The organism is Halomonas sp. H2, assembly GCF_050215315.1.
Lineage (GTDB): Bacteria > Pseudomonadota > Gammaproteobacteria > Pseudomonadales > Halomonadaceae > Vreelandella.
The window spans coordinates 871,181-883,035 of record NZ_CP189760.1 but is presented as its reverse complement, the minus strand read 5'-3'; the positions used below and the strand labels follow the sequence as shown (position 1 = coordinate 883,035).

10 protein-coding genes are annotated in these 11,855 nt (G+C 55.6%); 7 read left to right on the top strand and 3 right to left on the bottom strand.

From position 1 onward, the window contains the following. Positions 1–13 precede the first annotated feature (13 nt). From ACQE2I_RS03980 to ACQE2I_RS03970, 3 genes are all read left to right on the top strand, one after another. On the top strand, positions 14–916 hold the full coding sequence (locus ACQE2I_RS03980) for a helix-turn-helix domain-containing protein (protein ID WP_427030183.1): 903 nt from the start codon (positions 14–16) through the stop codon (positions 914–916). A gap of 116 nt (positions 917–1,032) precedes the next feature. Beyond that, positions 1,033–1,311 (top strand): type II toxin-antitoxin system RelE/ParE family toxin, encoded by a 279-nt coding sequence (locus ACQE2I_RS03975; RefSeq protein WP_422156313.1) that lies wholly within the window; start codon positions 1,033–1,035, stop codon positions 1,309–1,311. Between the two features lie 14 nt (positions 1,312–1,325). Beyond that, positions 1,326–1,601 carry a HigA family addiction module antitoxin gene (locus ACQE2I_RS03970; RefSeq protein ID WP_414123358.1) on the top strand — a complete coding sequence of 92 codons (276 nt, stop codon included), beginning with the start codon at positions 1,326–1,328 and terminating at the stop codon, positions 1,599–1,601. Positions 1,602–1,647: 46 nt separating this feature from the next. On the opposite strand, the gene ACQE2I_RS03965 is transcribed toward ACQE2I_RS03970, so the two are convergent. Together ACQE2I_RS03965 and fhuB are read right to left on the bottom strand one after the other, a co-directional pair. Further along, positions 1,648–3,309, bottom strand: coding sequence for a multidrug ABC transporter permease/ATP-binding protein (locus tag ACQE2I_RS03965; protein WP_141439790.1), 1,662 nt, complete (start codon positions 3,307–3,309; stop codon positions 1,648–1,650). 52 nt (positions 3,310–3,361) lie between these two features. Further along, positions 3,362–5,362, bottom strand: coding sequence for a Fe(3+)-hydroxamate ABC transporter permease FhuB (gene fhuB, locus ACQE2I_RS03960; protein WP_422156310.1), 2,001 nt, complete (start codon positions 5,360–5,362; stop codon positions 3,362–3,364). Between the two features lie 189 nt (positions 5,363–5,551). Here fhuB and ACQE2I_RS03955 point away from each other — a divergent pair, with 189 nt between their 5' ends. Continuing rightward, on the top strand, positions 5,552–6,496 hold the full coding sequence (locus tag ACQE2I_RS03955; RefSeq protein WP_427030182.1) for a siderophore-interacting protein: 945 nt from the start codon (positions 5,552–5,554) through the stop codon (positions 6,494–6,496). A 153-nt stretch (positions 6,497–6,649) separates the two neighbouring features. On the opposite strand, the gene ACQE2I_RS03950 is transcribed toward ACQE2I_RS03955, so the two are convergent. Then, entirely contained in the window at positions 6,650–8,296 is a 1,647-nt protein-coding gene (locus ACQE2I_RS03950; protein ID WP_427030181.1) for a cyclic peptide export ABC transporter, read from the bottom strand. 195 nt (positions 8,297–8,491) lie between these two features. Between ACQE2I_RS03950 and ACQE2I_RS03945 the strand changes: the two genes are divergently transcribed. The 3 genes from ACQE2I_RS03945 (at position 8,492) to ACQE2I_RS03935 (ending at position 11,847) form a co-directional block, all read left to right on the top strand. Continuing rightward, a complete protein-coding gene (locus tag ACQE2I_RS03945; protein ID WP_301397647.1) occupies positions 8,492–9,784 on the top strand; it encodes a lysine N(6)-hydroxylase/L-ornithine N(5)-oxygenase family protein in 1,293 nt (430 codons plus the stop codon). Positions 9,785–9,958: 174 nt separating this feature from the next. Continuing rightward, positions 9,959–10,804 (top strand): formyltransferase family protein, encoded by an 846-nt coding sequence (locus ACQE2I_RS03940; RefSeq protein ID WP_193085808.1) that lies wholly within the window; start codon positions 9,959–9,961, stop codon positions 10,802–10,804. A 239-nt stretch (positions 10,805–11,043) separates the two neighbouring features. Next, positions 11,044–11,847 carry a TonB-dependent siderophore receptor gene (locus ACQE2I_RS03935; RefSeq protein ID WP_427030180.1) on the top strand — a complete coding sequence of 268 codons (804 nt, stop codon included), beginning with the start codon at positions 11,044–11,046 and terminating at the stop codon, positions 11,845–11,847. Positions 11,848–11,855: the final 8 nt, after the last annotated feature.

Sequence of the window (11,855 nt, the reverse complement as noted above, 5' to 3'; positions counted from 1 at the left end):
CATACTCATTCATATGCAAACCAATTCACTTCTTATGCGTAGCGATGCATCACGCCCCATTGGCGACTCTCTGCAAGGTTCTCAATGCTGCGTGCTGGATGATGGCCTCTCGGTAGTGTTAACCCGCTACCGTACTAAACAAGCGCTCGTCGAAGAGAGCCGCACACCCCATACGGGCGCAGGCGTGATTGTGACCTTTGGTCTACAAGGCCACTCTGATTACCGAGAGCGCTGGGGGCCGCGCATCGATTTCGGTCACGGTCACACCACGGTAACCACCTTTAACCACAGCCAGGGGGAGCGCCATATACCGGAAGGGGAAACAGTGCTTCAGTTACGCCTTGTCGCCAGTACTGGCTGGCTAACGCGCTACCTGGGCGAGCGATATCAAGCAGCACTCCCTGCCTCTGGGGGTATTCGACCGCTGGCTTTTCAGCCTACGTCGCCGGTCAGCCGGGCACATCTGCAGGCGCTCCAGGTATGCCTCCAAACAGGCAGCGCTCGGCTCCAGCAACACATTCACGCCTTGAGCTTATTGGGGGAACAACTTGAGATGCTGCTGCCGGAACCCTGCCCTACACAGACTATCGCCAGCGCAGACGCCGAGCGCATCGTTCAGACCCGTGAGATCCTTCTCAACGAACTGGATCGCCCCTTGCCCCTGGCCTATCTAGGAGCACGAGTGGGGCTAGGAGAGCAGAAGCTTAAGCAGGGATTTCGTCGCATGTTTGGCACGACGCCTCAGCACTTTCTTCATCAACAGCGCATGCGCCACGCCCATACGCTGCTGGAGAGCGGCCAACAGGTCGCTCAGGCTGCCTACGCCACGGGCTATCGACACCCAAGTAACTTCAGCGCTGCCTTCACGCGCTTCTTCGGTTATGCCCCTAAAGCCATCAAACAGCGCAAAAGTTGATAACAAGTATTGCGAGTACTGATGCAGCTGTCCGAGCGAGTCTCGGCATAATTGCACACTGTCGCGCGACACACTACAATAGATAAAAGCCAGTTAGGCATAAGCCGGTACGATGGATGATTAAAAGCATCAAGCATAAGGGACTAAAGCTGTTTTTCGATAAAGGAAGCACCAAGGGCGTCCGTGCCGATCATGTCGACCGTCTCCGTGATCGTCTGACCGTACTGGACGCAGCCACAAGTCTCGACGATATAGCGGCTGGCAACTGGGATCTTCACCCTCTAACTGGAAAACTGGACGGCCAGTATGCCATCAAGGTATCGGGTAACTGGCGACTGTTCTTTGAGTTCCGAGACGATAATGTTTACCTGCTGAACTATGACGATTATCACTGATGGGAGAAGAAACAATGGCCATGTGTAACCCCTCACATCCGGGTCGCATTATCCGGCAACGTCTGATTGAGGACGAAGACGGCCACAAGATTGGCAGCGTGGCATCGGTCGCTGAACAACTCGGCTGCCACCGTAACACCCTGAACCGGGTAATTAACGGCAGCGCCTCCGTCACACCTGAAATGGCATTGGCTCTAGAAAAATTGCATGCCGGAAGCGCCGAATTCTGGCTATCCATGCAAACCAATTATGACCTATTTCAGCTTCGCCATAACCAGGGCGCAGCTTAGCTAAGCGATATCACTCACTATAACTAATTATTCTAAGCGACTCACATCAATGACTACCCACCCGGGCCACCGCATCGCGGCTGGCGGCTTCTCGCTGTTCGCCGGTGAGCTCTACCAACTGCCCCTGGCGCATTTCCAGCAGCCGGTCGGCTTGGTCGAAGTAGTGGTCGTCGTGGCTAATCACCACCAGCGTCTTGCCCAGTGCTCGCAACTGGGGCAACAGCTCACGGTAAAAGACCCGGCGGAACTGGGGGTCTTGGTCGGCGGCCCACTCGTCTAGCAGCAATAGGTCGCGCTGTTCAGCGACCGCCAGCAGCATCGCCAGGCGTTTGCGCTGGCCCTGGGAGAGGTTGACGTTGGTGATGCGATCGCCGTCGAAGTCGAGCTTACTGCGCATGCCCAGCGCGGCAAGCCACTCCTCCACCAGCCCCGAGTCGGGTGACTCACCCGCAGGGCCCATCAGACGATCAAACAAATGCAGGTCAGTGTATATGGCCGAGAAGTGCTGGCGATAGCGTGTCCAATCTTCCTCCTGCAGCGGCCTGCCATCGACGCGCACACAGCCGCTTTGAGGCTGGTAGAGCCCAGTCAGCAGCCTCGCCAAAGTCGATTTCCCGCTGCCGTTACCGCCGATCAGAAACACCACCTCGCCACGTTTCAAGGTCAGGTCGATAGGGCCGATGGCAAAACCCGCCCGAGATTCCTCATCCGGGTAGCGATAGCTGACCTGCTCAAGGGTTAGCTCTTGCCAGTCGTGGCGCAGCGCAGAGTGGCCGAATGCTTCGCGGTGCTCGGCCAAGTCTAAACTGCTGATCTTTTCGAACGCCACTCGGGCGTTAATCAGCGTCGGAAAGGCGCCAATGGCCTGCATAAGCGGCGCACGCAAAAACAGCAGCGTGAGTGAAAAAGTAGTGGCTACCTGCACCGATGCCCAGCCCAGGCCGTTGGCCAAAAAGAACGCCACACCAATGGCGCCCAGCATCATGATGTTGAACCAGTTCACTGCGCTGAGATGATAGGTATCACCAAGAATAAAATGACGCCGACAATCCTGTGCGTTAGGCGTATAGACATCGCGATACAGCCATTCGGCGCGGTCACGGTTGAGCGCCAACTCTTTGCGCCCCTCGATCACCGACTGGTAATCCGCGTAGAGACGATCCTGTATGTCGCGCAGTTTGGCCATATGCCCATAGACCCGAGCTACCAGACGTATGCCAATTAAAATAGTCACGATCACCCAGAGCGCGGTGACACCCAGCATGGCAGGCGAAAGCCACGCCAAGTAAAGCGTGGCACCTATCGTCAGCACCCCGCCCTGCACCAGCTCCGGCAAGCGTATAAAAGCAACGGTCACTGAACTCACGTCGGAGGAGAGACTCGCTAGCAAACGCGCACTGCCAATCTGTTCAGCGCGTTCGATATCGGTATCCAGAATTCGCTTGATCAACTGCCCCCGCAGCCGGTAGACGAAATGGTGGCCCAGCGTGGTCAGGGCCAACTGTGATGCCAGAGTAATGACCAGCAGCAGCGCAATCAGCCCCAGGAATTCGGGTAGGATGCGCCAGGGGTCAGTGAAGGTACCCAGCAGCCGTTGATTGATAAAGGCGATGACACCGATGCCCAAGCCAGCGCTTGTCAGGCTAAGTAGTACCACGGCCACAAAAGGCCAGCGATAATCACGCCATACAATCCTCAACAGCTCCATGACCACAACTCCCCGGCATTCTGTTTTCTTTAACAGCTAAAAGCGCTGGTGATTACAAACGCCGCAGCCCCCACATAAAGTAAGCGCCGCCAATCAGGGAGGCGACCAAGCCCGCTGGTATCTCATAGGGGAAAATAATCTGGCGCCCCACCCAGTCCGCCAGCACCATCAATAGCATGCCGATCAACGCAGCCCCCAGCAGGTGCTGCCCTGCACGGGAGAAGCCGACCAAGCGCGCCATGTGCGGTGCTAACAAACCAATAAACGAAAGCGGCCCCACCACCAGAGTGGCGCAGGCGGTTAACAAGGCCACCAACAGCAGCAACGCCAAACGGGCTCGATTGAGGGTTACCCCAAGCGCCTTGGCCGTCGGCGCGCCTAAGGGCAAGATATCCAACCAGCGGGTGAAGGGCAGCGTGATCAGCGCCAATACAGCGGCAATGCCCCCAACCACCACCGCATTGGTGATATCCACGTAGTAGGTGGAGCCCGCCAGCCAGGCAATCACCTGCTGGCCACGAGGGTCGCCGCCCGCCAGCATCACGCTGCGCACTGCATCAAACAGCGCGCTGACCGCCACCCCGGTGAGCAGTAAACGCTCGGGGAGATAACCGCTCTTGCGGTTGATACCCACCAACACCAGCAGCGTCGCGAAAGCACCCAGGGTACCCACGCCAATCAGCATCATATTGGTGGGCGCAGGCAGCAGGAAAATCCCCAAAATCAGCGCAATGGCACAGCCACCACTGATACCCAGTACTTCGGGGCTGGCCATGGGGTTGGCGGAAAGGCGCTGGAGAATAGTCCCGGCAATCGCCAGCATCAACCCGCTGGCGGCTGCCGCCATCACCCGGGGCATACGCCACTGCATGACATTCCAGTTATTGGGCGCCAGCCAGTACCAGCCATCTACGCCCTGGCCAAACAGCAAGCCAAGTACCGTTGCCCCCAGCAACGCGAGTAGTAATCCGGTGACTAGACGTGACGGCGCTGGGTGACGGCGGGCGAAAACACCCGCCCCTTTCGGCGGCTGGTCGCCCTGCAGTTTCAGGCGTGGAATCAGCCACATTAACAGCGGTGCCCCCAGGGCACCGGTAATCGCCCCAGTAGGAATAAAGGCCGCCACCATGCCACCGAACTGCTGCAGCAGCAGATCCGTGGTAGCCAGCAGCACGGCCCCTAATAGCGTCGACCAGATTAGCCGCGGCCCTAAGCGGCGCGCACCGGCCATACGCACAATATTGGGCGCTGCCAAGCCGATAAAACCGATGATGCCCACCACGCTGACAATGCTGCCGGTAATAAATACTGCCAACCCCATCCCCGCAAAGCGTAGATAGGTCAGCGAGACTCCCAGGCTCTTGGCGCTGGCGTCGTCCAGCTCCAGCACCGCCAAGGGTCGTAGCAAAAACCACGCGGCCACGCAGCTAATCGCCAGCCGAGGCCAGAGGATTGCAACGCCGTCCCAACCGTTTTGCGCCAGCGAGCCCGCGCCCCAAATCAGTAGCCCGGAGAGCGCCTCGTGGTTGAACAGCAGTAGCGCGGTGGAGAGTGCCCCCAGGTACAGATTGACCACCAGGCCCGCCAGCACCACCACGATCGGCGCCAGCCCGCGCCGCCAGGAGAGCAGAAACACTAATCCAACCGCTAGCGCGCCACCCAATAAGGCGACCCATTCGCGCCCGGCGACAAGCAGCCCCGGCGCCAGCAAGGTGGCGGTCATCAACGCCAGGTTAGCGCCCGATGCCACCCCCAGGGTGGTGGGCGAGGCCAACGGGTTGCGCAGCACCTGCTGCATAAGCACGCCTGCCAACCCCAAGCCGCCCCCGGCTAGCAGCGCGATCGAAAGGCGCGGCCACCAAGCGTAGTAAAGCAGTAGCTCGTCAACATTCTCAAAAGAGGGGGCCACTAATGCCTGCAGGCCCAGCGCGAAACCGCCTTGGCCCTCTAGGCCCACCCAAAACAGCACCACCATGGGCAGGCTAAGCAATAGGCAGGCTTTAGCAGGTGACATTCCCCCCATTCTTTGGGTAAATTGCGCGGCGCCTAACATAGCGAGCACCCTTTTGTGATAACCGGACAGTTCGCCAAAAGAGACGTGATAGGCAGCAGCGTCATTTTCTTAGCCTTACTATTTATGCAAACGAGTTTATGGAAATTAGCGATTGAATTACCAACAACGATTCTAAATGATAATAATTAGCACTACAATTGACTCCTTATATATAAAGGAGACATCACCATGGCAGCCAAACCGAGCTACCAGCTTTTCGATATCACTCTCGCTCGGCGGACCCAAGTCAGCGCCTCATTAGTCAGGTTCACCTTTACTGGCCCTGCCGTCAGCCAAATGGCGACCTACGCTCCGGATCAGCGCGTCAAACTGTTCTTCCCTGAAGGCGGTGGTAGCCTCGACCCGCTGTTTGAGATTGCCAAGCTGGCAGAGCACGATTGGTACAGCGCCTACCGCGCACTGCCGGATGCCCAGCGCCCCTCTGCGCGCACCTACACCATCCGTGCCCTACGCCCAGAGCAGGCTGAAGTGGATGTAGAGTTTGTGCTCCACGGCGACAATGGCCCCGCCTCGCGCTGGGCAATGCACGCCCGCCCAGGTGATCGGCTAGCCATGACAGCCCCCGACGCTAACGCGGAAGGCCCCAAGCAGGGCTACGAATGGAAGCCACCCCAAGGCGTGCGCCGTATTCTGATTATCGCCGATGAAACCGCCCTCCCCGCTGCTGCCGGTATTCTAGAAACCCTTGATGACCTGCCTCTCAAACCCAAGGTCGAAGCACTGTTCGAAGTGCCTCGCCGCGACGATATTCAGCCGCTACCCCAAGCCGCCAAACTGCGCTGGCTAGCACGTGACGCTGAGCCTGCCTGTCAACACGGCGAGCTGCTGATGAGGGCGCTGCGTGATATCGATTTACATAGGGAAATTCAAGCGCTAGGCGGCACGCCTGCTAACACCACTACCAGCACCACGACCAACAACGAAAGCTACGATGAGGACAGCCCACTCTGGGAACCCGCCACCCTGGATGATAGCGCGCCCTTCTACGCATGGATCGCCGCTGAAACCAAGGTCGCTATGAAGCTGCGCCGCTACTTAGTCAACGAGTGCGGGTTACCCAAGCAGTACGTTACCAGCATGGGCTACTGGCGACTGGGCAAGGCCAATGGTTAAAGGAACGGCAAATAACACGGTGTTAAACAGTGATTCCATAAACACGCCAGCTCAAACGCCTGAGCTGGCGAGACAACCAGCTCTCGTGGCTGCTATGTGGATTCGGCCATATCACGATGGCTTAAAGACCGGATACTGGCGTGCGTGGCAAGGTCAAGTGGCCGATGAGCGTTCCGCTAGCGGCTCTTCGGCAGTCTCAGACTCAGCAGCCAACAGCCTGCCGCTCTCCAGCCGCACCAACCGATCCGCCAGGTGAAAGTAACGGTCATCGTGGGTGATCACCAGCACCGCTTTGCCCATGCGTTTTAACTCGGGCAACACCTCGCAGTAAAACACCTCTTTGAATAACGGATCCTGATCCGCCGCCCACTCGTCAAACACCAAGAAGGGCCGATCCTCGAGGTAGGCAACCACCAGCGCCAGACGCTTACGTTGCCCCTGGGAGAGTGCTTGGGTGGTGAACGCACCGTTTTCAACCCGCACCTTGTGCTGCAGGTGCAACTTGGCCAGCAGGCGATTACCCTCCTCGTCCAAGCCTTCCCGCGGTGCCTCTAACAGGCGTTCAAAGAGATGGAAGTCCGAGAACACCACCGAGAAGAGCTGCCGGTAGGCATCCCAGCCATCCGCTTCGACCCGCTCGCCATTGAGCAATACCTCGCCACCTTCCGGCGGGTAAAGCCCCACCACTACTTTGGCCAGCGTGGTCTTACCGCTACCGTTGCCCCCCACCAGAAACACCACTTCCCCCGGCGTAAAGCTCAGATTAATCGGCCCCAACTCAAAGAAGTCATCGCTCTGCTCGTGGTAGTACTGATGGGTGACGTCGTGCAACTCAAGACGCTGCAAAGCAGGCACCTGAGGTGACGCTTGCCTCTCCTGCCCCTGGGGCATCTCTCGTGTGATGTCATCAATTCGACTAGCAGCTACCCGCGCCATATTGATCCGCGGGATATTGATCAGCAAGCCTTCAAGGGGAGTCACCATAAACACAAACACCAGCGCAAAACCGGTCATTACCTGGGTTTGGTTAGGCCCATCGCCCGCCAATACAAACAATACCAGACCGATAAAGGCGTACATCAGAAACTGACCCCAACTGGTCGAGATCACGAACAGCGACATGCCATAGGTGCGCAGCCGCCGCACGCCTTCAACCGACTCCCCCAGTATCTGATCCATAAAGACCCGGCTCTTGCGCTGGTGTAGGCGTAGCTCTTTTGCACCATCGGTCAGCGCGCGGAAATGACCAAACAATCGATCCTGCTCTGACGAGGCATCCTGGAGGTAGTGAATAGCGCGTAAGTGCACCAAGTGGTAACCGACAGCACCCAGCCCAATCACCCCCAGTGCAAACAAAAACACCTGCCATGAAAGCATTGCCAGGTAGCCCAAGCACCCCACCACGATGACCGTATTGGTCAAAATCACCGGCAAGCTAACGAACAGTACCGCCACGTTGTTGCTGTGCTCGGTGAGCGCCGACTGGATCCGTGCACTGCCCACACGCTCGAACCGAGCAAAGGGGGTCTCGGCCACGCACTGGGCAACAAAACTGCGTAACTCGGCCAAAGCACGCTGCCCCAACCGCTCAAACAGCGCCGTCGACACCATCCGACAGACCATTAGGGCCACGGCGATACCCGCGAAAGCCCAGGCCGCACTGGCGCGGCTGGCGGAGTCGCTGGTTAACGCCGCATTAATTTGGGCAATCAGCAGCACGCTGAAAAGCCCCGAGAGAATACTGGCCAGCGCAGCGGCGGTCATCAACCCGCGGGTTCGACGAATCAGATAGGAAAGCACATTCACCTCATTGGAAAGCGATTGGAAAAAGGGATTGGAAAGCAGTACCTACTCATACAGACGAACCACCGCTGCAAAAAGTTAAACACCTTTTTTTTGTAAACATGCCTCATTCTCATTCGTCTTTAGATAAGGACGTCAGTAACGCCGCCCTTCGGTGTTTTTTTAATTGACACATCAGCCACGAGGACTCTTATGCATATTCACGATTTGATCGGCATCGGCTTCGGCCCCTCCAATATTGCCCTGGCCATAGCTCTCGACGAACAGCGCCAGGCAGGGCAAGCGAAGGATGCCTTGTTTATTGAGCGCCAGCCCTGCTTTGCTTGGCACCCGCATATGCTGCTGGAAAATGCCCATATGCAGATCTCTTTTCTCAAAGATCTGGTCACGCCGCGCAACCCTGGGAGCCGTTACAGCTTCCTCAATTACCTCCACAGCAAAGGCCGCCTGCAGGACTTTATCAATCTGCAGACCTTCTTCCCCAGCCGTCATGAGTTCAATGATTACCTAAGCTGGACTGCCAGCCACTTTGAACACCAGTGCACCTATGGAGAGGATGTGTTTGAAGTGCTGCCTGAAACTGATAACGACGAGGTAGCCTACCTTCGCGTTCGTTCACGGGATGAGAGTGGCGCGGTGCAGGAAAGGCTCACCCGTTCATTGGTAATTAGCGTGGGGGGGGCGCCCAATGTTCCTGAATGCTTCGCCGGGCTAAAAGACGACCCACGGGTCTTCCACTCCAGCCACTATCTGAGAGAGCTGGCGAAGCAATACGCCCCCAAACGCATCGCCGTGATCGGTGCCGGCCAGAGCGCCGCTGAGATATTCCTTGACCTGCATGGCCGTGAAGGCATTCAGGTGGATCTGATTAGCCGGGCATGGGCCTTTAAACCCTCCGACGATAGCCCCTTCGTCAACGAGATTTTCAACCCCGAATACACCGACTACGTGTTCAACAACCCCACCGGCCAGCGGGAAGCACTGCTGCAGGAGTACAAAAGCACCAACTACTCAGCCCCTGACTTGGCGTTGATTCAGGAGATTTACGATGTGTTCTATCAGCAAAAAGTAACCGGCCAGGCCCGCCACCGCTTCCGTCGCCGCCATGAGGTTATCGGCAGTGAAGCAGGCCCTGAAGGCGTTGAGCTAAACGTGCGTGATTTAGAGACTGGTCATACGGATATCACCCGCTACGACGCAGTAGTGTTAGCCACCGGCTATGTACGCGACACCCATAAACAGCTACTGGCCCCCGTCGCGGACTACCTGCCTGAGTTTGCTGTCAATCGCCACTATCAGCTTTACACCAAGCCTGAGTTCAAACCGGCTATTTTCCTGCAAGGCAGCTGCGAGCCCACCCATGGTTTAAGCGATACCCTGCTGTCGATTTTGGCGGCACGAACAAGCGAGATATGCGATGCATTAGATCATGCAGCAGCTTTTTATGCCCCTTCACCCTGCAAGGAGGCAGCTACTACACCTTAGTTTTCACCAACTCACTTTCATAAATCGTACCAGTGGTCAGGCCACCTCTTGGCCACTGGACTTAGCAACTAGATGCCGTTCTTCAATACGTTCTCGGTTAGAGCACAGGCGTTGAAGCAGCATGACTGATGCACCTTAAGACCACCATCTACTATTAAAAAGCATGGGTAAAACATGTCTAAATTAAAACTAGCTTATATCCTGTCACTGAGAAATGCTGCAGCCGATAAAGCGGGGCAATACATTGAGTATAAGGGGGAGAAACAGTACATGATGTCCCCTCTTGAGTATCTGGTGACATCTCTCAACGAGACTCCGCTAGGCGATGCCTACTCTCTGGAAACAGTGATTTATGATGACGATGAAGGCTCAATCAAAGATCAAGAGAAGCTCAAAGACTATGGCTTCTGTCGTCAACTTGGAAAGCCATGGATCTTGCCACAAGAACTCTCTATACAGGATCGCCACATTGACGATCTTTTCTGTTCTATACCATCCACTTACCGACGCTTACCAATCGATTCTCTCGATAGACCCCTTGCGAAATCAACTTTCGAAAAAAGCTTGCTAGAGAAGTTAGCCGCCGTAGGGGCTGACGTCGTCGTTCTTGATGGGCTACTAGTCATCTTAGACGAACTTATCCGCCCCCAGAGCCCTTTTTATCGCAAGATCGTCAATATACATCCCGGTATTACACGCCAAGGATCTCTTTACCAAAGGCGTGGTGCCTCAGCAACACTCGATGCACTGTATGGAGCTCTGGGAAAAAGAGTTATTAACTGGCAGACAATGGAGACCGAAAGCGTTCCTGCTATCAACAAGACTGGCGCCTCACTCCATTATGTCGACAGCGGAATTGATTCTGGCGAGGTCATCTACGACTTATTAGAAACTGATATCGAACCAGATGACTCCATCATTGAATTACGGTGGCGAAACTTCAATAAAAGCCTCTTCCCCACGCTTCACGAGGGGTTGGAAGCTCTAAAAAGCGATATCGCGGCTTCCTCAACATGCTGAATGAATTGAATAGCCGCAACATTAAATCAGGTAACGGCACGTCATGTTCCCCTATCTGTGAGCACGAAGCCATCGCACCATAATCTTAAGCCAATCCTCATTTTTTGATTTTAATTCAGGATTCCCCCCTCCCAGATGCTCACACGAAGTTGACATCAAGATATAGATACACATAATACAAACAATAACAATTAGCATTTACAAAAAATTAAAATGAACCTAATCCAAGGAGAACATTCGTGAACCAACCTACTTTTCACAAGCGGTGGTTAACAGTCGCCATCGCATTGGCTGCCTACAGCACGTCAGCAGCTGTGTTTGCACAAAATCCTGAGCAGAGTACGCAATTAGATAGCAATTCGCCAAACGCACTGCCTACAGTGCAAGTAACGGGCGATAGAATTTCAGGTGCGCTACAGCCGACTGATGGATATACCGCCAATACTAGTCTCAGTGCCACCAAGACTGACACCCCTCTGATGGAGACAGCCCAGTCGGTATCCGTGGTCACGCGCGAGCAGATCGAAGATCAAAGCGCGAAAACGATACAGCAAGCCCTGCGCTATACCCCTGGTGTGTTCACAGGCACCCGCAATGGCATTGGAGGTCGTGTCGATTTTATCAATATGCGCGGCTTTGGTGGCGTCGGCAGTATCGACAACATCTATTTTGACGGCCTTAAAATGGCTAGCGATGTTTCCGGCTATAATTCATTACAAATTGATCCCTATTTTCTTGAGCGGATTGATGTGTTCAAGGGGCCAACATCTGTTTTATACGGGCAAAGCTACCCAGGAGGTTTGGTTGGGCTGACCAGTAAACGCCCTCTATTTTCACCTAGCCATGAGATCCAACTAGAAACGGGCAGCCATAATACACGTACAGCACGATTTGACGTCAGTGGCCCCATAGGGGAAAACCAACAGGTCGCCTATCGCCTAGTAGGTCTAGCCAGCGGTTCGGATAGTCAGTTCGATCATGTAGAGAACGAGCGCTATACCATTGCTCCCTCTTTAACGTTCTTGCCAACCGATGCGACATAATTGACCGT

Bases quoted from the DNA above. Each gene is read 5' to 3' on its own strand.
- ACQE2I_RS03980 (WP_427030183.1), top strand. From the start codon at position 14: ATGCAAACCAATTCACTTCTTATGCGTAGCGATGCATCACGCCCCATT.
- ACQE2I_RS03975 (WP_422156313.1), top strand. From the start codon at position 1,033: ATGATTAAAAGCATCAAGCATAAGGGACTAAAGCTGTTTTTCGATAAA.
- ACQE2I_RS03970 (WP_414123358.1), top strand. From the start codon at position 1,326: ATGGCCATGTGTAACCCCTCACATCCGGGTCGCATTATCCGGCAACGT.
- ACQE2I_RS03965 (WP_141439790.1), bottom strand. From the start codon at position 3,309: ATGGAGCTGTTGAGGATTGTATGGCGTGATTATCGCTGGCCTTTTGTG.
- fhuB (WP_422156310.1), bottom strand. From the start codon at position 5,362: ATGTTAGGCGCCGCGCAATTTACCCAAAGAATGGGGGGAATGTCACCT.
- ACQE2I_RS03955 (WP_427030182.1), top strand. From the start codon at position 5,552: ATGGCAGCCAAACCGAGCTACCAGCTTTTCGATATCACTCTCGCTCGG.
- ACQE2I_RS03945 (WP_301397647.1), top strand. From the start codon at position 8,492: ATGCATATTCACGATTTGATCGGCATCGGCTTCGGCCCCTCCAATATT.
- ACQE2I_RS03940 (WP_193085808.1), top strand. From the start codon at position 9,959: ATGTCTAAATTAAAACTAGCTTATATCCTGTCACTGAGAAATGCTGCA.